The following is a 22,753-nucleotide window of genomic DNA, read 5'->3' as shown; positions in this document are numbered from 1 at the left end:
TGCGACTATGGTCACTGGCCGGTGACCTACCTCACCACTGCCTTCGCCACTGTTATGAGAATGGGATGATGTCGTTTATGAAGGGACGAGTCCTTGTCGTCGACGACGACACCGCACTGGCCGAGATGCTCGGCATCGTGCTGCGTGGTGAGGGTTTTGAGCCGTCTTTCGTGGCCGACGGTGACAAGGCGCTGGCCGCTTTCCGTGAGGCCAAGCCCGATCTGGTGCTGCTGGACCTGATGCTGCCCGGTCGGGACGGCATCGAGGTGTGCCGTCTGATCAGGGCGGAGTCCGGGGTGCCGATCGTGATGCTCACGGCGAAGAGCGACACGGTCGACGTCGTGGTGGGCCTGGAGTCGGGTGCCGACGACTACATCGTGAAGCCGTTCAAGCCGAAGGAGCTGGTCGCCCGGATCCGGGCGCGGCTGCGGAGGTCGGAGGAGCCCGCTCCGGAGCAGCTCGCCATCGGTGACCTGGTCATCGACGTGGCCGGGCACTCCGTGAAGCGGGACGGGCAGTCGATCGCGCTGACGCCGCTGGAGTTCGACCTGCTGGTCGCGCTCGCGCGCAAGCCGTGGCAGGTGTTCACGCGCGAGGTGCTGCTGGAGCAGGTGTGGGGCTACCGGCACGCGGCGGACACGCGGCTGGTCAACGTGCATGTGCAGCGGCTGCGCTCCAAGGTCGAGAAGGACCCGGAGAAGCCGGAGATCGTGGTGACCGTCCGTGGCGTCGGGTACAAGGCAGGACCGAGCTGACATGTCCGGCGACAGTGCCGCTTCGGCGCCCGGACGGTCCGGGGCCCGCCCGGGGCGGCCTGTCGGGCGGAAGAAGGCGGGTTCCCGCTGGGGACGGTTCCTGGAGAGCGGGCTGCTGCTCCAGGGCGGGGTTCAGGGCAGTCCGGTCATCCGCCTGTTCATGCGGTGGGTGCGTCGGCCGCTGCTGCCCGTCATGCGGCTGTGGCGGCGCAACATCCAGCTCAAGGTCGTCGTCACGACGCTGCTGATGTCGCTGGGCGTGGTGCTGCTGCTGGGCTTCGTCGTCATCGGGCAGGTGCGCAACGGCCTGCTGGACGCCAAGGTGAAGGCGTCCCAGAGCCAGGCCACCGGCGGGTTCGCCGTGGCCAAGCAGCGGGCCGACGAGGCGGCGAGCGGAACCGGCGACGATGTCGCCACGGCGGACGGCCGTCCCGCGCAGAACGTCATCCAGTGGATGAGTGATCTGGTGTCCTCGCTGTCCAGTGGCGGTCAGGGCGCTTTTGACGTGGTCACGCTCCCGGCTTCCGACGCCGACGGGGCCGGCGGGCGCGGTCCGCGTGCCTCCGGTGAGGTGGACTGGAGCAAGAGTGTGCCCGCGGCGCTGCGGGAGCGGATCGGCAGCAGTACGACGGCCGCGCAGAGCTACAGCCGGGTCATCTACAACAACGACACCAAGGACTCCCAGCCCGCCCTTGTCATAGGCAAGCAGGTCAACGACCCGAACGGCGATCCGTACCAGCTCTACTACCTCTTCCCGCTGACTCAGGAGGAGAAGTCGCTGAGCCTGGTCAAGGGGACTCTGGCGACGGCCGGGCTGTTCGTCGTGGTGTTGCTCGGGGCCATTGCCTGGCTGGTGGTGCGCCAGGTCGTCACGCCGGTGCGGATGGCGGCGGGGATCGCCGAGCGGCTGTCGGCTGGGCGGCTTCAGGAACGTATGAAGGTCACCGGCGAGGACGACATCGCGCGGCTCGGCGAGGCCTTCAACAAGATGGCGCAGAACCTTCAGCTGAAGATCAGCCAGCTGGAGGACCTGTCGCGCATGCAGCGCCGGTTCGTGTCGGACGTGTCGCACGAGCTGCGTACGCCGCTGACGACCGTACGGATGGCGGCTGACGTCATCCATGAGGCGCGGGAGGACTTCGACCCGATCACCGCGCGGTCGGCGGAGTTGCTCGCCGACCAGCTGGACCGGTTCGAGTCGCTGCTCGCGGACCTGCTGGAGATCAGCCGGTTCGACGCGGGTGCCGCGGCGCTGGAGGCCGAGCCGATAGACCTCAGGGACGTCGTGCGGCGGGTGGTCAGCGGGGCCGAGCCGCTCGCGGAGCGCAAGGGCACGCAGATCCGGGTCTTCGGCGACCAACAGCCCGTCGTCGCCGAGGCCGACGCCCGGCGGGTGGAGCGCGTGCTGCGCAACCTCGTCGTGAACGCCGTCGAGCACGGTGAGGGCAGGGACGTCGTCGTCAAGCTCGCCGCGGCCGGCGGCGCGGTCGCCGTCGCGGTGCGGGACTACGGGGTCGGGCTGAAGCCGGGTGAGGCTACCCGGGTGTTCAGCCGCTTCTGGCGGGCCGATCCGGCACGCGCGCGTACCACGGGTGGTACGGGGCTGGGGCTGTCCATCGCCCTGGAGGACGCGCGGCTGCACGGCGGCTGGCTGCAGGCGTGGGGTGAGCCGGGCGGCGGCTCGCAGTTCCGGCTGACGCTGCCCAGGACCGCGGACGAGCCGCTGCGGGGCTCCCCGATACCGCTGGAGCCCAAGGACTCACGGCGCAACCGGGGGCTCGACGACGCGGGTCTGCCCAGCGGCGGCGGGGACGGCGAGAAGCGGGCGACCGTGCCCGCACAGCCGGCGGGCGGTCCGGTGCCGCCGGGGCCGACCCGCAACCCGATACCGCCGCGCGCGTCCACCGCGGCGCCCACGGCCGATCCGACGGCGCTGCCCGGCAACGGCGCGCGCGTGGTGCCGCGGCCCGCCTCGGGCACGCGGCGGCCGGACGGTCCGGGGGCAGGGGAGCAGTCGGCCCGTGGTGAGGGCCCGGCGGGCACGGCCGGTGCCGGCGGTGTGGGCGGTACGGCGGGGACGGCTCGTGACGAGGGCGCGGGTGGGACGGCCGGAACGGCTCGTGACGAGGGTGCGGGCGATTCGGCCGGAACTGCTCGTGACGGTGTCGGCGGCGGCTCTGCGGGGACGCCCCGGGAATCGGTCGGGAGCGGGCCGCGGGACAGGGACAACGGCTCCTCGGGCTCGGGCAGGGAAACCGAGCCGGGAGACGCGGACAGGCAAGGGGAGGCATCTCGTGGGCGCTGACCGCGAGGGGCGCGGTCGGCGTACGCCCGCGCGCGTGATGGCGTACGCCGCCGGTGGCGTGCTGGTGCTGGCGGGGTGTGCCTCGATGCCGGACAGCGGGGATCTGCGGGGCGTGGAGTCGACACCGCGCCAGGACACCCAGGTGCGGGTGTTCGCCGTGCCGCCGGGGGAGGACGCGCCGCCCTCGGAGATCGTGCAGGGCTTCCTGGAGGCGCTGACCAGCGACGATCCGCACTACAAGACCGCGCGCCAGTACCTGACCGGTGAGGCCGCGAAGACCTGGCGGCCGGAGCTGTCCACCACCGTGCTCACGGACGGGCCGGGTGCCAAGGCCGAGGGCGCCGGCGGCCGGGAGGACACCGGCGAGATCTCGTACACGCTGACCGGTACCAAGGTGGCCACCGTGGACGCGCAGCAGTCGTACGCGCCCGCGACCGGGGCGTACGGCAGGACCGTGCATCTGACGCAGGACGAGAAGAGCGGGCAGTGGCGGATCGACGCGCTGCCCCAGGGCGTCCTCATGGGCCAGTCGGACTTCCAGCGCAACTACATGTCCGTCAGCAAGTACTACTTCGCCTCCAACACCATGGCGGCCGGGGCGAACACGCAGCCCACGGCGGTCGCCGACCCCGTCTACATCCGCCGCCGCGTGGACCCCACGACGCAGATGGTGCGCTCCCTGCTCAACGGGCCCACCCGATGGCTCGGGCCCGTGGTCAGGTCGAGCGTCCCCACCGGTACGGCGCTGGCGAAGGACACCCGAGCACTGACGCCCGACGAGCGGAACAAGCTGACGGTCCCGCTCAACGGCAAGGCCGCGGGCATCGGCACCAACAGGTGCCAGGAGATGGCCGCCCAGACGCTCTTCACGCTGCGGAACCTCAGCCCCGCGGTGGACGAGGTCGAGCTGCGGGCCGGCGGGGCCGAGCTGTGCTCGCTCACGCAGGAAGCGGCCGATGCGGCGGCCTTCCGGACCTCGGCGCGCCACCCCGACTATCTGTACTTCGTCGATGACAAGGACCGGCTCGTACGGATCCCGGCCGGCAGCAGCGACACCAAGCCGGACACGGCGCCGGGGGCGCTGGGCGAGGGCGACACGGCGCTGCGGGCGGTGGCGGTGTCGCGCGACGAGCACACCGCGGCCGGTGTCGGCCTCGACGGCAAGTCGCTGTACGTGGGATCGCTGGTCTCGGGCGGTTCGCTGGGCGAGCCGGTGCTGCGCAGCCAGGGCCGGACCGAGGAGGACCGGCTGACTACGCCCAGCTGGGACACGGACGACGGCCTGTGGGTGGCCGACCGGGACCCGGACAACCCCCGGCTGCTGCTGTTCGAGGAGGGCAAGGGCGACCCGCTGGAGGTGCGCACACCGCACCTGGACGGGCGGATCCAGTCGGTGCGGGTGGCCGCCGACGGGGTGCGGATAGCGCTCGTCGTGGAGAAGGGCGGCAAGAAGACCCTGCTCATCGGGCTGATCGAGCGGGAGGAGAAGCCGGGCGAGAAGCCGGCCGTCAGGGTGGTCGAACTTCGCTCCGCGACGCCGGAGTTGGAGGAGGTCACGGCCATGTCGTGGGCCGGTGACAGCCGGCTCGTGGTGGTCGGGCGCGAGCACGGGGGCGTGGAGCAGATGCGGTACGTCCAGGTCGACGGCTCCACGCCGGACGTCCCGGCGCCCGCGGCCCTGACCGGCGTCAAGGAGGTCACCGCCGCCGAGGACGACCGGCTGCCGCTGGTGGCGTACTCGGTGGACGGGATCGTCCGGCTGCCGTCGGGCGCGCAGTGGCAGAAGGTGACGGAGGGGACTGCGCCGGTCTATCCGGGGTGAGCGCCGGTTCATAGCGCCGGTTGTCCGGGGTGAGGCGGCCCGGTGGGGCCGTGATGCGGCCCGGCGGAGACGTGAGGCGTCCTGGCGGGGCCGGTGAAGGCCGGCTGTCGCCCGGCTCGGTGTGTTGTCCACAGGGAGTTATCCACAGGGGTGGCCGGGTGCCCTCGCTGTTGGCACAGTGGTGGCCATGCGGGGCTGGTGGCGGGACCTCACCGACCTGGTGCTGCCGGGCGAGTGCGGGGGCTGTGGGGCGTCTCGTACGGTGCTGTGCGCGAAGTGCCGTGCGGTGCTGAGCGGAGCCGTGGCGCATCGGGTGCGGCCGGTGCCGGAGCCACCGGGACTGCCGGTGGTGCACGCGGCGGCACGGTACGCGGACGAGGTGCGGGCGACGCTGCTGGCCCACAAGGAACGGGGTGCTCTGGCGCTGGCCGGTCCGCTCGGGGCCGCTCTGGCGGGAGCGGTGCGGGCGGGGCTTCCAGAAGTGCGTCGTGGGCCCTTGCCCGGGGCCCGAGGGGCGTGGTCGCGGGGCATCGGGGCGCCTGTGCTGCTCGTGCCCGTTCCGTCCGGGCGGCGGGCCGTGCGGGCCCGGGGGCATGATCCGGCGCGGCGGATCGCGCTCGCGGCGGCGGGTGAGCTGCGGCGGAGCGGGGTGCCGGCCAGGGCGCTCGGCGTGCTGCGGCAGCGACGGGCCGTGGCGGACCAGTCGGGGCTCAACTCACGGCAGCGGCTGGACAATCTCGCGGGCGCGCTGGCGGTGGCGCCCGGTGGTGCCCGGCTGCTCTCCGAGGGTCTGGTCGTCCTCGTCGACGACGTGATGACCACGGGGGCGTCCCTGGCGGAAGCCGCGCGTGCCGTGCGGTCGACGGCGGGGCTGGTTTCGAACGCTGCGGGGATTGGGGCCGTGTACAGGGGAGAGACGTGGGAAAGCAGAGAAGAACAGAACGTCGGATCAACGCGAGAGAGGACGGGCCGATGGCCCGCCCGGCAGGGAATCAAGGGCGCGGGCGGCGCCGGCGGAGTCGTTGACGTGGTGTGTGCGGCTGTGGTCGCGGCACCGCCGGACTCTTTCGAAATAAACCGGAACTGACTGAGAACTTGCGTCGTTGCAGGTAACGAGAGGGCCTATTCACCTGAACGGAGGTACGCCGCAGTAGAGGGTGACGACATCCGTCCGGGCGAGATATGTTCGGTTGAGAGGGAAAGCCGCAGGCCACACCTCTCAAAACCGAATGCCGTGCTGCGGGTTTTTCTTCATCACTCGCGACGGTGGAGTGGAGATCTCGCTCATGGGGGAGGAGGTGGAAGTCACCGAGAGTCCGAGGTTCCGGGCCTCACCGGAACCTGGTGCAAAAGGGAGATGCTCCGCACCGAAGCGGAGTGATCCGGGAACGGAGTTCTGCGTGGACATCGTCGTCAAGGGCCGCAAGACCGAGGTGCCCGAGCGGTTCCGGAAGCACGTGGCCGAGAAGCTGAAGCTGGAGAAGATCCAGAAGCTCGATGGCAAGGTGATCAGCCTCGACGTCGAGGTGTCCAAGGAGCCGAACCCCCGGCAGGCCGACCGCTGTGACCGAGTGGAGATCACGCTCCGCTCCCGCGGTCCGGTGATCCGGGCGGAGGCAGCGGCGAGCGACCCGTACGCGGCGCTCGACCTGGCGGCGGAAAAGCTGGAAGCCCGGCTGCGCAGGCAGCACGACAAGCGGTTCTCGCGCCGTGGCTCGCGCCGGATCCCGGCCGCCGAGGTCGCCGATCACGTCCCGGGCGTGGCGACGCTCAACGGCAACGGCCTGGTGCCGACCCCGGAGGAAGAGCCGGCAGCCGTGCCCACGAAGAAGATCGGCTCACTGGAAGTACAGGGTGACGGCCCCATCGTCGTCCGCGAGAAGACCCACGTCGCAGCGCCCATGACCCTCGACCAGGCTCTCTACGAGATGGAGCTGGTCGGGCACGACTTCTACCTGTTCGTCGACTCCGAGACCAAGGAACCGAGTGTCGTCTACCGACGGCACGCCTACGACTACGGCGTGATCCACCTCAGCACGGACACGATGGTCACACAGGTGCACGCCCCCGACGCGGGTGGTGCGCTCGGCGGCTGACCGTGCCGGGTGACAGCGGAGCAGGTGCCCCTGGAGCGCGTGTGCGCCCCCAGGGGCACCCCTGTGCGACCACTGCGCGCCCCGCTCGGTCGTCCCGGTGCCGTCCGGGCATGAAATCATGGTGGCCACGACCCAACCGGTGGGTCGTTGCTCTGGGTTGGCGATGGCTCAGGACCACAGGCCGCAGCCTTCAGGGGGAGGAACGATGGCGGACAGCTTCGGACCGATGCGTGACAAGGATGCCGACGACGGCGTCGTCGCCATGGGCCCGGACACGGACTCTCCACGCAAGGAACCGATCAGAGTCCTTGTGGTGGACGACCACGCCCTGTTCCGCCGTGGCCTGGAGATCGTGCTCGCGGCCGAGGAGGACATCCAGGTCATCGGGGAGGCCGGTGACGGCGCCGAGGCCGTCGAGAAGGCCGCCGACCTGCTGCCCGACATCGTTCTGATGGACGTGCGGATGCCCAAGCGGGGCGGGATCGAGGCGTGCACCTCCATCAAGGAAGTCGCACCCAGCGCCAAGATCATCATGCTGACGATCAGCGATGAGGAAGCCGATCTCTACGACGCCATCAAGGCGGGTGCGACGGGCTATCTCCTCAAGGAGATCTCGACGGACGAGGTGGCCACGGCCATTCGCGCGGTGGCCGACGGGCAGTCGCAGATCAGCCCGTCCATGGCGTCGAAGCTGCTCACCGAGTTCAAGTCGATGATCCAGCGCACGGACGAGCGTCGGCTCGTGCCCGCGCCGCGGCTGACGGACCGCGAACTCGAAGTCCTCAAACTCGTCGCGACGGGGATGAACAACCGTGACATCGCCAAGGAGTTGTTCATCTCCGAGAACACCGTGAAGAACCATGTGCGCAACATCCTGGAGAAGCTGCAGCTGCACTCCAGGATGGAGGCGGTGGTGTACGCGATGCGGGAGAAGATCCTCGAGATTCGCTGACGGTCAGGCGGTCGTCCGGGCGAGTTCCCTCACGAGAGGCTCGCGCAGTTGTGGTGCGTCGACCCGCTCCACGCGGACGTCCGTGCAGTCCACCCAGGTCGCCGCCTCGGCCAGGGCCTGGGCGACGGCCGGGACCGCCTTCGGGCCGTCGAGCGTGACCTGCCGGGCCACCAGGGTGCCGCCCTCGCGGGCCGGGTCCACGCGGCCGACGAGCCGGCCGCCGGCCAGGACCGGCATCGCGAAGTAGCCGTACACGCGCTTCTGCTTGGGGACGTAGGCCTCCAGGCGGTGGGTGAAGCCGAAGATCCGCTCCGTGCGAGCCCGCTCCCAGATCAGGGAGTCGAAGGGCGACAGCAGAGTGGTGCGGTGGCGGCCGCGAGGGGGTGTCTCCAGGGCCGCGGGGTCGGCCCAGGCAGGCTTGCCCCAGCCCTCGACCGTGACCGGGACCAGGCCCGAGTCGGCGATCACCGCGTCGACCTGTTCGCCCCTGAGGCGGTGGTAGTCGGCGATGTCCGCGCGGGTGCCGACGCCGAGGGACTGGCCCGCCAGGCGGACCAGGCGGCGTACGCACTCGGTGTCGTCGAGTTCGTCGTGCAGGAGGGGGCCCGGGACGGCGCGCTCGGCGAGGTCGTAGAGGCGCTTCCAGCCGCGGCGCTCGACGCAGACCACCTCGCCGTACATCAGGGCGCGTTCGACGGCGACCTTCGTGCCGGACCAGTCCCACCAGTCGTTCGTCTTCTTCGCGCCGCCCAACTCCGTCGCGGTGAGGGGGCCTTCGGAGCGGAGCTGCTTGATGACCTGGTCGTAGACACCGTCCGGGAGGTCGTGGTTCCAGTGCGGGCGGTTGCGGTAGGCGCGGCGGCGGAAGGCGAAGTGGGGCCACTCCTCGATGGGGAGGATGCAGGCCGCGTGCGACCAGTACTCGAAGGCGTGAGTGTCCTTCCAGTAGGCGTTCTCGACTGTCTTCCGGCCTACCGCGCCCAGGCGGGCGTACGGGACGAGCTCGTGGGAGCGGGCCAGGACCGAGATGGTGTCGAGCTGTATCGCGCCCAGGTGGCGGAGGATGCCGCGGACGCCGGAGCGGCGGTCCGGGGCGCCGAGGAAGCCCTGGGCGCGGAGCGCCAGCCTTCGGGCTTCGTCTGCGGAGAGCGCTGTTGTGGGGCGCGGGGTGGTCATGGTTTTGCACGATAGGGGGTGGGACTGACAGTGGGGGGTGAGCTGGGGGTTTGCTCGGTGGTGCTGGGCCGTTGGTGCTGGGGCCGGGTGGTCCGCAGCCCGGCGGAGCGGGGTGCCGCTGCGCCCACCCGTGCCGCCCTCAGCGGCACGCATGCCCGCAGCTGAGCAGCTCAGCAGCTAGGACGGTGCCGGGAGGTACGGGGCCGTTGACGGGAGGCTCAGGTCTGAGGGGAGGAGGGAGCCTACCCAGGAGTCTCGGCGGGTTCCCTTGTTGTTGACGGCGGCGCGCAGGGTGCCCTCGACGGTGAAGCCGGAGCGTTCCGCCACGGCGCGGGAGGCGCGGTTGCCCACCTCGGCGCGCCATTCGACGCGGTCGAGCGCGGCGTGGACGAAGGCCCAGCGGCAGGCGGTGAGGACGGCCTCCGTGATGTAGCCGTTGGAGCGGTGCCGCTTCACGGCCCAGAAGCCGATCTCGCCGACGCCCAGGGCGCGCATGGTGATGCCGAGCATGCCGGCCAGTTCTCCGGAGTGGAGGAAGACGCCGAGAGTGAACATGGACCCGTCCGCCCAGCCGTCCGGGACCATCTGTTCCGTGAAGCCCTCGGCGTGCTCGCGCAGGTACGGCGAGGGGATCGTGGTCCAGCGCTGGATGTCGGGGTCCTGGCAGGCGTCGTACACCGCGTCGGTGTCCTGGGGGCCGACCGTGCGCAGCAGGAGGCGGTCCGTGGTGAGCGTGACGGGGTTCATCGGCCGATCCTCTCGGAGGCCGTCGCGGGTGTCATCTGTTTGCGGTGGGTGAGCGCCATATCACGCTTCGCTTAATTCGGTCGGGGGATGCGGCACTATCCGCGGCGCCCGGACGTTGTCCCCTTTGAAGAAGACGAATCAGAATTGAAGCAGCGCACGGTCGCCGTCACGGCAGGCCCTCCCGGCGCGGTGGGGTCCTCGCATACGATGGCCGTTGCTCAGTAAGTCAAGTGGTAACCGACCGTCCCAGGCCCGACCGGCAAGGAGACCAACCCCCGTGTCCGTCCTCTCGAAGATCATGCGTGCAGGCGAAGGCAAGATCCTGCGCAAGCTGCACCGCATCGCGGACCAGGTCAACTCCATCGAAGAGGACTTCGTCGACCTCTCCGACGCCGAGCTGCGCGCCCTCACGGATGAGTACAAGCAGCGCTACGCCGACGGCGAGACCCTGGACGACCTGCTTCCCGAGGCGTTCGCCACCGTCCGAGAGGCCGCCAAGCGCGTCCTCGGCCAGCGTCACTACGACGTGCAGATGATGGGCGGCGCCGCCCTGCACATGGGCTACGTGGCAGAGATGAAGACCGGTGAGGGCAAGACCCTCGTCGGCACGCTGCCGGCGTATCTGAACGCCCTGTCCGGCAAGGGCGTCCACATCATCACGGTCAACGACTATCTGGCTGAGCGCGACTCCGAGATGATGGGCCGTGTCCACCGGTTCCTGGGCCTCGAGGTCGGCTGCATCCTGGCCAACATGACGCCGGCTCAGCGCCGTGAGCAGTACGGCTCCGACATCACGTACGGCACGAACAACGAGTTCGGTTTCGACTACCTGCGCGACAACATGGCGTGGTCCCAGGACGAGCTCGTCCAGCGCGGCCACAACTTCGCCATCGTCGACGAGGTCGACTCCATCCTCATCGACGAGGCCCGTACGCCGCTGATCATCTCCGGCCCGGCCGACCAGGCCACCAAGTGGTACGGGGACTTCGCCAAGCTGGTGAAGCGACTCAAGCGCGGCGAGGCCGGCCAGCCGCTCAAGGGCATCGAGGAGACCGGCGACTACGACGTCGACGAGAAGAAGCGCACGGTCGCGATCCACGAGTCCGGGGTCAGCAAGGTCGAGGACTGGCTGGGCATCGACAACCTCTACGAGTCGGTGAACACGCCGCTGGTGGGCTACCTGAACAACGCCATCAAGGCGAAGGAGCTCTTCAAGAAGGACAAGGACTACGTCATCATCGACGACGAGGTCATGATCGTCGACGAGCACACCGGACGTATCCTCGCCGGCCGCCGCTACAACGAGGGCATGCACCAGGCGATCGAGGCGAAGGAAGGGGTGCCGATCAAGGACGAGAACCAGACGCTCGCCACGATCACGCTCCAGAACTTCTTCCGCCTCTACAAGCGCCACGACCACAACGAGAAGGAACAGCCCGGGCTGTGCGGCATGACCGGTACGGCCATGACCGAGGCCGCCGAGTTCCACCAGATCTACAAGCTCGGCGTGGTGCCGATCCCGACCAACCGGCCGATGGTCCGCAAGGACCAGTCGGACCTGATCTACCGGACCGAGGTCGCCAAGTTCGAGGCGGTCGTCGACGACATCGAGGAGAAGCACCGCAAGGGGCAGCCGATCCTCGTCGGCACCACCTCGGTCGAGAAGTCCGAGTACCTCTCGCAGCAGCTCAGCAAGCGCGGCATCCAGCACGAGGTGCTGAACGCCAAGCAGCACGACCGTGAGGCGACGATCGTCGCCCAGGCCGGCCGCAAGGGCTCCGTCACGGTGGCCACGAACATGGCCGGCCGTGGTACGGACATCAAGCTCGGCGGCAACCCCGAGGATCTCGCCGAGGCGGAGCTGCGCCAGCGCGGTCTCGACCCCGAGGAGCACATCGAGGAGTGGGCGCACGCCCTGCCCGAGGCGCTCAAGCGGGCCGAGAAGGCCGTCCACGCCGAGAAGGACGAGGTCGAGAAGCTCGGCGGGCTCTACGTGTTGGGCACCGAGCGCCACGAGTCGCGGCGGATCGACAACCAGCTGCGCGGTCGTTCCGGCCGTCAGGGAGACCCGGGCGAGTCCCGCTTCTACCTCTCGCTCGGCGACGACCTGATGCGGCTGTTCAAGGCCCAGATGGTCGAGCGCGTGATGTCGATGGCGAACGTCCCCGACGACGTGCCGATCGAGAACAAGATGGTCACGCGCGCGATCGCCTCCGCCCAGTCGCAGGTCGAGCAGCAGAACTTCGAGACCCGTAAGAACGTCCTGAAGTACGACGAGGTCCTCAACCGCCAGCGTGAGGTCATCTACGGCGAGCGGCGCCGCGTCCTGGAGGGCGAGGACCTGCACGAGCAGGTGCAGCACTTCATGGACGACACCATCGACGCCTACGTCGGGGCGGAGACGGCCGAGGGCTTCCCGGAGGACTGGGACCTCGACCGGCTGTGGGGTGCGTTCAAGCAGCTGTACCCGTCCAAGATCACGATCGAGGAGATGGAGGAGGCCGCCGGCGACCGGGCGGGCCTGACCGCCGAGTTCATCGGCGACTCCATCAAGGACGACATCCACGAGCAGTACGAGGAGCGTGAGGCGCAGCTCGGCTCCGAGATCATGCGTGAGCTGGAGCGCCGGGTCGTGCTGTCGGTCCTGGACCGCAAGTGGCGTGAGCACCTCTACGAGATGGACTACCTCCAGGAGGGCATCGGCCTGCGCGCGATGGCGCAGAAGGACCCGCTGGTCGAGTACCAGCGCGAGGGCTTCGACATGTTCACCGCCATGATGGAGGGCATCAAGGAGGAGTCCGTCGGCTACCTGTTCAACCTGGAGGTCCAGGTCGAGCAGCAGGTCGAGGAGGTCCCGGTCGAGGACACCAAGCCGGTGGCCGATCTGGAGAAGCAGGACGCGGTGCCGGCGCAGGCGGGCTCCCGGCCGGAGATCCGTGCCAAGGGGCTCGACGTCCCGCAGCGGCGCAACCTCCACTTCTCCGCGCCGACGGTCGACGGTGAGGGCGGCACCATCGAGGGCGACTTCACCGAGGACGGCGAGCCGGTGCGTTCCGAGTCCGACGGCCTCACGCGCGCGGAGCGCCGGAAGCAGGCGAAGGGCCGGGGGCGTCGTAAGAAGTGACGCCGGCTGCGGCACCGTAGCGGCTTGAAGGGCCGGACACCCGAGGGTGTCCGGCCCTTCGGCTTGGGGTGGCTCGGCCGGCGTGTCCCTCAGTCGGCCTCCGCCTGGGGCGGGCGGGGGCCGCCCAGTTCCACCGCCGTGCAGCGCCAGCGGAGGTCCTGGCCGAGTTCCAGACGGAAGGCCATGGCGCGGAGCCGGTCGCCGGCGCCGATGCGGGCGAAGGCCTCGATGGCGCCGGCGCGGGGTTCGAACCAGCCGATGTCCCGGATGACGGGGCGGGCGCCGCGGGTGCGCAGGGGGCCGCGTTCGGCGAGCCAGGCCAGTTCGTCGTAGGCGCGGCCCCGGGTGTGGCGGAGCATCGAGTGCACGGGGCGGCGGCCGCTGAGGACGCCGAGCAGGAGCTCGGCGAAGAGGTCGGTGGGGAGGAGTGGCTGGGGGATCGGGCGGCGGGGGCTCTGGGCCGGGACGCGGGGTGCGGTGTCCGTGGGGGTGCGGGGCGTCGGCCGGGGGGTTGCGCGGGTGCCGGTGCCGGTGCGGGGTGCGCGGGTGCGGGAGGGGGCTGGTGGGCGGTTGTCCGCGGGGCGGGTGCGGGCGGTCTTGGCGCGGCCGGGGGCCGGGGGACGGCCTCCGGCGGCCGTGGTACGGGTGCGGCCTCCGCCGGGGGTGCGGGGAGGGGCTGCGCCGCCGGGGGTGCGTGGCGCGGTGCCGCCGGGGGTGCGTGAGGCGGTGTCGCCGGGGGTGTGCGGGGTGGTGCTGCTGGGGGTTCGTGGCGCGGTGCTGCCGGGAGTGCGCGGGGCTGCGGCGCCGGGGGTGTGTGAGGCGGTGCTGCCGGGAGTGCGTGGAGCAGCGCTGCCGGGGGTGCGTGGAGCAGTGTCGCCGGGGGTGTGCGGGGTGGTGCTGATGGGGGTGCGTGGCGCGGTGCCGCCAGGGGTTCGCGGAGCGGTGCTGCCGGGGGTGTGTGAGGCGGTGCCGCCGGGCGTGCGGGGAGCCGTGCCGCCGGGAGTTCCCGGAGGGGTCTCGGCAGGGGTGTTCGGGGTGGTGCTGCCGGGAGTGCGCGAGGTGGTGCCGCCCGGGCCGCGGGGGGCGCTGTGGGTCGGGGGGTGGCCGGTCGGGTGGTGTTGTGCTCTGGTCATGACCTTGTGCATGGGGGTCCCCGTTTCGTGGGCCGGTGGGTACCGGTGAGTAACTTCTGGTTGGTGATCTTGTATGGGGCGGATGGGGGCAGGGGCAAGGGAAGGGGCCTCGGGCCGCGGGCGCCGGAATGTTCACCTATCCGGGTGATCCGGGGGGGTGAGGGGCCCGTCAGGGCGGGGGTGTGCCGGGTGAATTGCGGGCCCGGGGTGGACGCGTCCGGCGTCACGGGGCGGAACTCGAAAGGGGACCCCCGCACGTATCCTGGAGGCCCTCCGGGGCCTTCCCGGGCCCTCCGACCTGAACCGACCACGAAAGCGGCCAGCCATGCGTGTCTACGTGCCCCTGACCCTCCCCGGCCTCGCCGAGGCGTACAAGACGGGTGAGCTGGGAGCCGGGCCGTTCGTGGCGTACGCCGTGACGCCCGCGCTGCGTGAGTGGTACGTCTCCGACGACATCGAGGAACTGGAGTACGCGGCGCTGAACCGGGCCGCGCTGGCCTCGTTGCGGCTGCTGGCGATCGAGCCGGGGGTGCCGCGGCGCCGGGTCGTGGTGGCCGTGGACGTGCCCGACCGGGTCGCGAGTGTCGATCCCGACCGGGGGCTCGATCAGGAGGCGCTCGGAGAGGTACGGGTCTCGGGGGCCGTGGCGCTGGCCAGGGCGGCGTCCGTGCACGTCGACGCGGATGACGCGGAGGCCGATGTGACGGCGGCCGCCGCGGCGCTGGGGGCGGCGGACGCCGGGGACGACGACGCTCAGTTCGTCGTGGACGGCGCGGAGGATCACGAGCTGTTGTGGTTCGCCACGCAGGAGATTCCGAACCTGGTGGGGCAGGGGGACTGAGCGTCCGCGCCGGAGGTGCGTTGAGGCGCCGCTCTCTTGATTGTCAGTGGGGGCGGGTACGTTTTCAGGCATGGGGATGAAGACGGGCGCGCACATTGTCTGGGACTGGAACGGGACGCTGTTCCATGACATCGACGCGATCATCGGGGCGACGAACGCGGCCTTCGCCGAGCTGGGGCTGGATCCGCTGACGCTGGAGATGTACCGGGAGCTGTACTGCGTGCCGGTGCCGAAGTTCTACGAGCGGCTGCTGGGGCGGCTGCCGACCGAGGTCGAGTGGGAGCTCATGGATGAGATCTTCCACCGGTACTACACCCAGCACAGCGTGACGTGCGGGCTGACAGCCGGGGCCGTTGAGCTGCTGTCGGGGTGGCGGTCGGCGGGGCGCAGCCAGTCGATTCTGAGCATGTACGGGCACGAGGAGCTTGTGCCGCTGGTGCGGGGATTCGGGATCGAGCCGCACTTCATACGGGTGGACGGGCGGACCGGGCCGTCCGGGGGCAGCAAGGCCGAGCACATGGTGCGGCATCTCGCGTCGCTGGCGGGAGTGGAGCCGGGGCGGACCGTGGTGATCGGAGATGCGGCGGACGACGCGGTGGCCGCGCTGCATGTGGGGGCTCGGGCCGTGCTGTATACCGGCGGGTCGCACAGTCGGGTGAGTCTTGAAGCGGTGGGCGTGCCGGTGGTGGACACGCTGGAGGAGGCCGTCGCGGAGGCGGAGCGGCTCGCGGCCTGACCGGCCGGGTGGGTACGCGGCCGCGGTTCGCACTGTGCAGAACGTCAAACTTCCAGGCCTGGTTTTGTACACATACGGCTCATGACGGGGCCCCTGTAAGGAGCGATAGCCTTGGTGGCGTGATCAGCGCGATAGTTCGCGGGGACGTCGTCGTCCCTGCCCTGCGCCCGGAGTGCACGGACCACATCCGTGACCGGGCGGCGGTCGCTGGTCTTCGCGGGCGGTACGGGGCATCGATGACTCCCGGGACGCCGAGCACCACCGGGACCGAGGCGTCGCAGAGAGCAGCGTCACACCCGTCGGGCAGCTCAAAAATGGCTCAGACACCCCCGCTCCTCTCCTCTGGCGGCATAGCGTCGGAACAGACCGGATACCCCGTGTCACGGCGTGACGTCGTCAGCGCAGAGACCGTACTTCCTTCTACGTCACGCAACGGCGCGCGACAGGAGCCAGAGGACAATGCAGACCAAGCTGGACGAAGCCAAGGCCGAGTTGCTCGAGAGGGCCGCCCGGGTTGCTGAGAACAGCCCGGTCGGGGGGCACCTACCGACCGGGTCGACGGGCGAGGAGACCCCAGACGCCCAGGAAGCCCCGGACCGCGAGTCCCTGATCTCGTTCCTCCAGCGTTACTACCTGCACACGGCCCCGGAGGACCTTGCCGACCGCGACCCGGTCGATGTCTTCGGAGCCGCCGTATCCCACTACCGGCTGGCCGAGAACCGCCCCCAGGGCACGGCCAACGTGCGGGTCCACACGCCCACCGTGGAAGAGAACGGGTGGACGTGCAGCCACTCCGTCGTCGAGGTCGTCACCGACGACATGCCCTTCCTCGTCGACTCCGTCACCAATGAGCTGACACGGCAGGGACGCGGGATCCACGTCGTCATCCACCCGCAGTTCGTGGTGCGGCGCGATGTGACCGGCAAGCTCATCGAGGTGCTGCCCACGCCCGCGACCGGCGCCGGCGAGCTCCCGCACGACGCGCACGTCGAGTCCTGGATCCACGTGGAGACCGACCGCGAGACGGACCGGTCCGATCTGAAGCAGATCACCGCCGACCTGCTGCGCGTGCTGTCCGACGCCCGTGAGGCCGTCGAGGACTGGGGCAAGATGCGGGAGGCGGCGATCCGGCTGGCGGAGGGGCTGCCGGACGAGTCCATCCCCGGCGACCTGCCCGGCCCTCAGGTCGAGGAGGCCCGCGAGCTGCTGCGCTGGCTGGCCGACGACCACTTCACCTTCCTCGGCTACCGCGAGTACCAGCTGCGTGACGACGACTCCCTGGCCGCCGTCCCCGGCACCGGGCTCGGCATACTGCGCGCGGACCCGCACCACGCCGCCGAGGAGAGCCACCCGGTCAGCCCGTCGTTCGAGCGGCTGCCCGCCGACGCCCGGGCCAAGGCGCGCGAGCACAAGCTGCTCGTCCTGACCAAGGCGAACAGCAGGGCGACCGTGCACCGGCCGTCGTACCTGGACTACATCGGCGTCAAGAAGTTCGACGCCGACGGCAATGTCGTCGGCGAGCGGCGGTTCCTCGGGCTGTTCTCCTCCGCCGCCTACACCGAGTCCGTGCGCCGCGTGCCAGTCATCCGGCGCAAGGTCGAGGACGTCCTGGAGCGCGCCGGGTTCTCGCCCAACAGCCACGACGGACGCGACCTGCTCCAGATCCTGGAGACGTACCCGCGCGACGAGCTCTTCCAGACCCCCGTCGACGAGCTGCGGTCCATCGTCACCTCCGTGCTCTACCTCCAGGAGCGCCGGCGGCTGAGGCTCTACCTGCGCCAGGACGAGTACGGGCGCTACTACTCCGCCCTCGTCTACCTCCCGCGCGACCGCTACACCACGGCCGTGCGCCTCCGGATCATCGAGATCCTGAAGGAGGAACTGGGCGGCATCAGCGTCGACTTCACCGCCTGGAACACCGAGTCGATCCTCTCCCGGCTGCACTTCGTGGTCCGGGTCCCGCAGGGCACCGAGCTGCCGGAGCTGTCCGACGCCGACAAGGACCGCATCGAGGCCCGGCTGGTGGAGGCCGCCCGCTCCTGGGAGGACGCCTTCGCCGAGGCGCTCAACGCCGAGCTCGGCGAGGAGCGCGCGGCCGAACTGATGCGCCGGTACGCGCACGCCTTCCCCGAGGGCTACAAGGCCGACCACAGCCCGCGCGCCGCGGTCGCCGACCTCGTCCACCTCGAAGCGCTGAACGCCGAGGAGGGCAAGGACTTCGCGCTCAGCCTGTACGAGCCGGTGGGCGCCGCCCCCGATGAGCGCCGCTTCAAGATCTACCGCACGGGCGACGCCATCTCCCTCTCGGCCGTGCTGCCGGTCCTCAACCGGCTCGGCGTCGAGGTCGTGGACGAGCGGCCGTACGACCTGCGCTGCCCGGACCGCAGCGTGGCCTGGATCTACGACTTCGGCATGCGCGTGCCGCGCTCGCAGAACGGCAGCGGGGACTACCTCGGCGACGACGCCCGCGAGCGCTTCCAGGACGCCTTCGCCGCCACCTGGACCGGCAAGGCCGAGAACGACGGCTTCAACTCCCTCGTGCTGAGCGCCGGCCTCACCTGGCGCCAGGCGATGGTGCTGCGGGCGTACGCGAAGTACCTGCGCCAGGCGGCTTCGACGTTCAGCCAGGACTACATGGAGGACACCCTCCGCAACAACGTCCACACCACCCGACTGCTCGTCTCCCTGTTCGAGGCGCGGATGTCGCCGGACCGGCAGCGCGCGGGGCACGAGATCGTGGACGCGCTGCTGGAGGAGGTCGACGCGGCCCTCGACCAGGTCGCGAGTCTGGACGAGGACCGGATCCTGCGGTCCTTCCTCACGGTCATCAAGGCGACGCTGCGGACCAACTTCTTCCAGGAGGCGGCGGGCGGCAAGCCGCACGACTACGTCTCCATGAAGTTCGACCCACAGGCCATCCCCGACCTCCCGGCGCCGCGTCCGGCGTTCGAGATCTGGGTGTACTCGCCGCGGGTCGAGGGCGTGCACCTCAGGTTCGGCAAGGTCGCGCGCGGTGGTCTGCGCTGGTCCGACCGGCGTGAGGACTTCCGCACCGAGATCCTCGGCCTGGTCAAGGCGCAGATGGTGAAGAACACCGTCATCGTGCCCGTCGGCGCCAAGGGCGGCTTCGTCGCCAAGCAGCTGCCCGACCCGAGCGTCGACCGGGACGCGTGGCTGGCCGAGGGCGTCGCGAGCTACAAGACGTTCATCTCCGCGCTGCTCGACATCACCGACAACATGGTGGCCGGCGAGGTCGTGCCCCCGGCGGACGTCGTCCGGCACGACGAGGAGGACACCTACCTCGTCGTCGCCGCCGACAAGGGCACGGCGACCTTCTCCGACATCGCCAACGGGGTCGCCGAGAACTACAACTTCTGGCTCGGCGACGCCTTCGCCTCCGGCGGCTCCGCCGGCTACGACCACAAGGGCATGGGCATCACCGCCCGCGGCGCCTGGGAGTCCGTCAAGCGGCACTTCCGGGAGCTGGGCGTGGACACCCAGACCGAGGACTTCACGGTCGTCGGCATCGGCGACATGTCCGGTGACGTGTTCGGCAACGGCATGCTGCTCTCCGAGCACATCCGGCTGGTGGCCGCCTTCGACCACCGGCACATCTTCATCGACCCGAACCCGGACGCCGCCACCTCCTACGCCGAGCGCCGCCGCCTGTTCGAGCTGCCCCGCTCCAGCTGGGAGGACTACAACAAGGAGCTGCTGTCGGCCGGCGGCGGCATCTTCCCGCGTACGGCCAAGGCGATCCCGGTCAACGCGCACATCCGCGAGGCCCTCGGCATCGAGGCCAAGGTCACCAAGCTCACCCCGGCCGACCTGATGAAGGCGATTTTCCAGGCCCGGGTGGACCTGCTGTGGAACGGCGGCATCGGCACGTACGTCAAGTCCTCGGCCGAGTCGAACGCGGACGTCGGTGACAAGGCCAACGACGCCATCCGCGTCGACGGAAGGGACCTGCGCGTCAAGGTCGTCGGCGAGGGCGGCAACCTGGGCCTGACCCAGCTCGGCCGGATCGAGTTCGCGCTGCACGGCGGCCGGATCAACACCGACGCCATCGACAACAGCGCGGGCGTGGACACCTCCGACCACGAGGTGAACATCAAGATCCTGCTCAACGGCCTCGTCGCGGACGGCGACATGACCGTCAAGCAGCGCAACAAGCTGCTCGCCGAGATGACCGACGAGGTCGGCCGTCTGGTGCTGCGCAACAACTACGCGCAGAACACGGCGATCGCCAACGCCCTCGCCCAGTCCGGCTCCATGCTCCACGCCCAGCAGCGCTTCATGAAGCACCTGGTCAGGGAGGGCCACCTCAACCGGGCGCTGGAGTTCCTGCCCGCCGACCGGCAGATCCGCGAGCGGCTCGCCCAGGGCCAGGGACTGACCGGCCCGGAGACGGCCGTCCTCATGGCGTACACGAAGATCACGGTCGCCGAGGAGCTGCTGCACACCTCGCTGCCGGACGACCCGTACCTGAGCACGCTGCTGCACGCGTACTTCCCGACCGAGCTGCGCGAGCAGTTCCCCGAGCACCTCGTCAGCCACCCGCTGCGCCGCGAGATCACCACGACCGTCCTGGTCAACGACACGGTCAACACGGGTGGTACGACGTATCTGCACCGGCTGCGCGAGGAGACCGGGGCGTCGCTGGAGGAGATCGTGCGGGCGCAGACCGCGGCTCGGGCGATCTTCCGCCAGTCCCCGGTGTGGGACGGGGTCGAGGCGCTCGACAACAAGGTCGAGGCCGACGTCCAGACCCGCATCCGGCTGCACTCGCGCCGCCTGGTGGAGCGGGGCACGCGCTGGCTGCTCAACAACCGGCCGCAGCCGCTGGACCTCGCCGAGACGGTCGACTTCTTCGCCGACCGGGTCGAGCAGGTCTGGGGCCAGCTGCCGAATCTGCTGCGCGGCGCCGATCTGGAGTGGTACCAGAAGATCTTCGACGAGCTGACGGGCGTCGGCGTCCCGGACGAACTCGCCACCCGGGTGGCCGGTTTCTCCTCGGCCTTCCCGACGGTCGACATCGTCTCGGTCGCGGACCGCATGGACCGGGAGCCGCTGGACGTCGCCGAGGTCTACTACGACCTCGCCGACCGGCTGCGCATCACCCAGCTCATGGACCGCATCTCCGAGCTGCCCCGTGCCGACCGCTGGCAGTCCATGGCCCGAGCGGCGATCCGCGAGGACCTGTACGCGGCGCACTCGGCGCTGACCGCCGACATCCTGGCGGTGGGCAACGGCAGCTCGACGCCCGAGCAGCGCTACAAGGCGTGGGAGCAGAAGAACGCGGCGATCCTCGGCCGGGCCCGCACCACGCTGGAGGAGATCCAGGGCTCCGACGCGTTCGACCTCGCCAACCTGTCGGTGGCGATGCGCACGATGAGGACGCTGCTGCGGACGCATTCGTAGGGCGTATGTCCTCTTGGGCGCCCCGGGCCGTTGTCGGCCCGGGGCGCCTTGTTCTTGGTGAGCCTCAGGGCGGTTCGAGTGGAGGACTGACCGTTTCCGGCTGAGGCTTGTGCCGTGAGACCCGCCCGTGTCGCGCAGGCCGCCGCCGTGGTGGTCGCCGCGGCTGTCGTCGTGCTGATGCTCCTCGTGATCGTCCGGCTGCCCTGGGCCGGGGACCTCGGTGTGCACGCGGCGACCGTCCAGCGGCTGCGGCACAACCTCCTCGACCCCGGCAATCCGCTCGTCGACGCGGAAACGCCGAGTCCGTACTACTCGCCCTGGATGCTGGTGCTCGGCTGCGTCGCGCGGGTGAGTGATCTGTCGGTCTTCTGGGTGCTGAGGGTCGGGGCGTTCGTCGGGCTCGGGCTGCTGGTGACGGGGGTGTGGCGGTATGTGCGGACGCTGAGCGGCCGTGGTGCCGCGCCCGCGGTGGCCTTGCTGAGCCTGCTGTTCCTGTGGGGGACGGTGCTCTTCAACTGGAGCGGCTTCTACGGGCTCAACTCGCTCGCGCTGACGGTGTCGTATCCGAGCGTGTTCGCACTGGGGCTGACGTTTCACTTTTGGGCCTGGCTGGGGCGGGCGGTGCGGGAGGACGGGGGGTGGGGGGTGTGGCTCGGGCTGGGGGTGCTGTGGGCGGTGATCCTGCTGTGCCATCAGTTCACGGGGGTGGTGGCCTCGCTGGGGGCGGTCGCGACGGTGGTCGCCGCGCGGCCCGGGCGGGCGGTGTGGGGGCGGCTGGGGTGCGGGGTGGTGCTGGGGCTTGTGCTGCTGCTGGTGTGGCCGTACTACGACTTCTTCGCGCTGGTCGGGGGGTGGGGCGGGCTGGAGTCGGTGCATCGGCCGCTGTACGAGGACCTGTTCGGGCGGTACTGGCTGGTGTTGCTCGGGGTGGTGGCGCTGGGGGTGCGGTGGTGGCGGGACCGGTGGGATCCGCTGGTGCTGTTCTTCGTGCTGGGGGTTGTGGTGGTGGCGGTGGGTGGGGTGAGCGGGCAGTACGCGTGGGGGCGGGTGTTGCCGGCGGTGCTGATTCCGGCGCAGGTCGCTGTGGCGGTGGAGGTGGGGGAGGCCGGGCGGAGGGTGGTGCGGGTGGGGTGGGGGTGTGTGCTGGGAGTGGCGTTGGTTGTGGGGGCTTGGGCGCAGGTGGGGACGGTGGGGTATGTGGTGAGGCCGGGGGATCTGCCGGGGGCTCTGGCGGGGGTCGTCGCGGAGAAGTACCGGGAGCCGTGGGCGGGCTATCAGTGGATGACGCGGTGGGTGGAGTACGGGGATGTGGTGATGGCTCGGGAGGGGCGGCCGAGTGCGCAGATCCCGGCGTATGGGGCGTACACCGTGGCGCCCGGGTATCCCGACTTCTTCCTGCCGGATGAGGGGCGGCGGGAGGAGGCGGTGCGGAGGTATTTCGCGGTGGGGGTGTCTCAGGGGGAGCGGGGGGCGATTCTGCGGGAGTACGGGGTGCGGTGGGTGATGGATACGGGGGTGGTGGCTGGGCGGCCTGGGGTGGGGTTGGGGTTGGGGTTGCGAGAGGTGGGGCGGGGGCCTGGGGGGCAGGTGTTGTACGAGGTGGTGCGGTGAGGGAGTTGTTCTCATCCGTGTTCTGGTGTCGGGG

General features: G+C 70.4%; 14 protein-coding genes. 11 read left to right on the top strand and 3 right to left on the bottom strand.

Going from position 1 to position 22,753, the window contains the following annotated elements; genetic code table 11:
- Nucleotides 1-65: 65 nt before the first annotated feature.
- From mtrA to ACFT4A_RS29025, 6 genes are all read left to right on the top strand, one after another.
- The gene (gene mtrA, locus ACFT4A_RS29050) at nt 66-755 is read left to right on the top strand and encodes a two-component system response regulator MtrA (protein WP_009188938.1); all 690 of its coding nucleotides are present in this window, start codon (nt 66-68) and stop codon (nt 753-755) included.
- 1 nt (nt 756) lies between these two features.
- Complete coding sequence (gene mtrB, locus ACFT4A_RS29045; protein ID WP_382835574.1) at nt 757-3,060, top strand: MtrAB system histidine kinase MtrB; 2,304 nt, start codon at nt 757-759, stop codon at nt 3,058-3,060.
- Nucleotides 3,050-4,882 carry an LpqB family beta-propeller domain-containing protein gene (locus ACFT4A_RS29040; RefSeq protein WP_382835571.1) on the top strand — a complete coding sequence of 611 codons (1,833 nt, stop codon included), beginning with the start codon at nt 3,050-3,052 and terminating at the stop codon, nt 4,880-4,882. The genes mtrB and ACFT4A_RS29040 overlap by 11 nt, the downstream gene beginning before the upstream one ends.
- 187 nt (nt 4,883-5,069) lie before the next feature.
- Nucleotides 5,070-5,969, top strand: coding sequence for a ComF family protein (locus tag ACFT4A_RS29035; RefSeq protein ID WP_382835568.1), 900 nt, complete (start codon nt 5,070-5,072; stop codon nt 5,967-5,969).
- A gap of 313 nt (nt 5,970-6,282) precedes the next feature.
- Complete coding sequence (hpf, locus tag ACFT4A_RS29030; protein WP_189724019.1) at nt 6,283-6,978, top strand: ribosome hibernation-promoting factor, HPF/YfiA family; 696 nt, start codon at nt 6,283-6,285, stop codon at nt 6,976-6,978.
- A gap of 205 nt (nt 6,979-7,183) precedes the next feature.
- Nucleotides 7,184-7,930: a response regulator gene (locus ACFT4A_RS29025; protein ID WP_382835565.1), complete on the top strand. Its 747-nt coding sequence runs from the start codon at nt 7,184-7,186 to the stop codon at nt 7,928-7,930.
- A gap of 3 nt (nt 7,931-7,933) precedes the next feature.
- Here ACFT4A_RS29025 and ACFT4A_RS29020 read toward each other — a convergent pair whose 3' ends face one another.
- Together ACFT4A_RS29020 and ACFT4A_RS29015 are read right to left on the bottom strand one after the other, a co-directional pair.
- Nucleotides 7,934-9,106 carry a winged helix-turn-helix domain-containing protein gene (locus ACFT4A_RS29020; RefSeq protein WP_382835562.1) on the bottom strand — a complete coding sequence of 391 codons (1,173 nt, stop codon included), beginning with the start codon at nt 9,104-9,106 and terminating at the stop codon, nt 7,934-7,936.
- 177 nt (nt 9,107-9,283) lie between these two features.
- A complete protein-coding gene (locus ACFT4A_RS29015; protein ID WP_382835560.1) occupies nt 9,284-9,853 on the bottom strand; it encodes a GNAT family N-acetyltransferase in 570 nt (189 codons plus the stop codon).
- Nucleotides 9,854-10,130: 277 nt separating this feature from the next.
- On the opposite strand from ACFT4A_RS29015, the gene secA reads away from it, so the two are divergent.
- Complete coding sequence (gene secA, locus ACFT4A_RS29010; RefSeq protein ID WP_382835556.1) at nt 10,131-12,977, top strand: preprotein translocase subunit SecA; 2,847 nt, start codon at nt 10,131-10,133, stop codon at nt 12,975-12,977.
- A gap of 89 nt (nt 12,978-13,066) precedes the next feature.
- On the opposite strand, the gene ACFT4A_RS29005 is transcribed toward secA, so the two are convergent.
- Nucleotides 13,067-14,110, bottom strand: a complete 1,044-nt coding sequence (locus ACFT4A_RS29005; protein WP_382835553.1) for an Rv3235 family protein — start codon at nt 14,108-14,110, stop codon at nt 13,067-13,069.
- Between the two features lie 325 nt (nt 14,111-14,435).
- Here ACFT4A_RS29005 and ACFT4A_RS29000 point away from each other — a divergent pair, with 325 nt between their 5' ends.
- The 4 genes from ACFT4A_RS29000 (at nt 14,436) to ACFT4A_RS28985 (ending at nt 22,719) form a co-directional block, all read left to right on the top strand.
- Nucleotides 14,436-14,951, top strand: a complete 516-nt coding sequence (locus ACFT4A_RS29000; RefSeq protein WP_382835550.1) for a DUF6912 family protein — start codon at nt 14,436-14,438, stop codon at nt 14,949-14,951.
- A gap of 70 nt (nt 14,952-15,021) precedes the next feature.
- Nucleotides 15,022-15,687, top strand: a complete 666-nt coding sequence (locus tag ACFT4A_RS28995; RefSeq protein WP_382835547.1) for an HAD family hydrolase — start codon at nt 15,022-15,024, stop codon at nt 15,685-15,687.
- A 459-nt stretch (nt 15,688-16,146) separates the two neighbouring features.
- Nucleotides 16,147-21,108: an NAD-glutamate dehydrogenase gene (locus ACFT4A_RS28990; RefSeq protein WP_382835545.1), complete on the top strand. Its 4,962-nt coding sequence runs from the start codon at nt 16,147-16,149 to the stop codon at nt 21,106-21,108.
- 177 nt (nt 21,109-21,285) lie between these two features.
- Complete coding sequence (locus tag ACFT4A_RS28985) at nt 21,286-22,719, top strand: hypothetical protein (RefSeq protein WP_382835601.1); 1,434 nt, start codon at nt 21,286-21,288, stop codon at nt 22,717-22,719.
- The last annotated feature ends 34 nt before the right edge of the window (nt 22,720-22,753 follow it).

The sequence above is a fragment of the Streptomyces sp. NPDC057099 genome (genome assembly GCF_042671245.1).
Classification (GTDB): Bacteria; Actinomycetota; Actinomycetes; order Streptomycetales; family Streptomycetaceae; genus Streptomyces; species Streptomyces purpurascens.
This window is presented reverse-complemented; position numbering and strand designations above follow the sequence as displayed.

What these genes read in the sequence shown, in the direction of transcription:
- mtrA (WP_009188938.1), top strand. Translation starts at nt 66, where the DNA reads ATGATGTCGTTTATGAAGGGACGAGTCCTTGTCGTCGACGACGACACC.
- mtrB (WP_382835574.1), top strand. Translation starts at nt 757, where the DNA reads ATGTCCGGCGACAGTGCCGCTTCGGCGCCCGGACGGTCCGGGGCCCGC.
- ACFT4A_RS29035 (WP_382835568.1), top strand. Translation starts at nt 5,070, where the DNA reads ATGCGGGGCTGGTGGCGGGACCTCACCGACCTGGTGCTGCCGGGCGAG.
- ACFT4A_RS29025 (WP_382835565.1), top strand. Translation starts at nt 7,184, where the DNA reads ATGGCGGACAGCTTCGGACCGATGCGTGACAAGGATGCCGACGACGGC.
- ACFT4A_RS29020 (WP_382835562.1), bottom strand. Translation starts at nt 9,106, where the DNA reads ATGACCACCCCGCGCCCCACAACAGCGCTCTCCGCAGACGAAGCCCGA.
- ACFT4A_RS29015 (WP_382835560.1), bottom strand. Translation starts at nt 9,853, where the DNA reads ATGAACCCCGTCACGCTCACCACGGACCGCCTCCTGCTGCGCACGGTC.
- ACFT4A_RS29005 (WP_382835553.1), bottom strand. Translation starts at nt 14,110, where the DNA reads ATGACCAGAGCACAACACCACCCGACCGGCCACCCCCCGACCCACAGC.
- ACFT4A_RS29000 (WP_382835550.1), top strand. Translation starts at nt 14,436, where the DNA reads ATGCGTGTCTACGTGCCCCTGACCCTCCCCGGCCTCGCCGAGGCGTAC.
- ACFT4A_RS28995 (WP_382835547.1), top strand. Translation starts at nt 15,022, where the DNA reads ATGGGGATGAAGACGGGCGCGCACATTGTCTGGGACTGGAACGGGACG.
- ACFT4A_RS28990 (WP_382835545.1), top strand. Translation starts at nt 16,147, where the DNA reads ATGCAGACCAAGCTGGACGAAGCCAAGGCCGAGTTGCTCGAGAGGGCC.
- ACFT4A_RS28985 (WP_382835601.1), top strand. Translation starts at nt 21,286, where the DNA reads ATGCTCCTCGTGATCGTCCGGCTGCCCTGGGCCGGGGACCTCGGTGTG.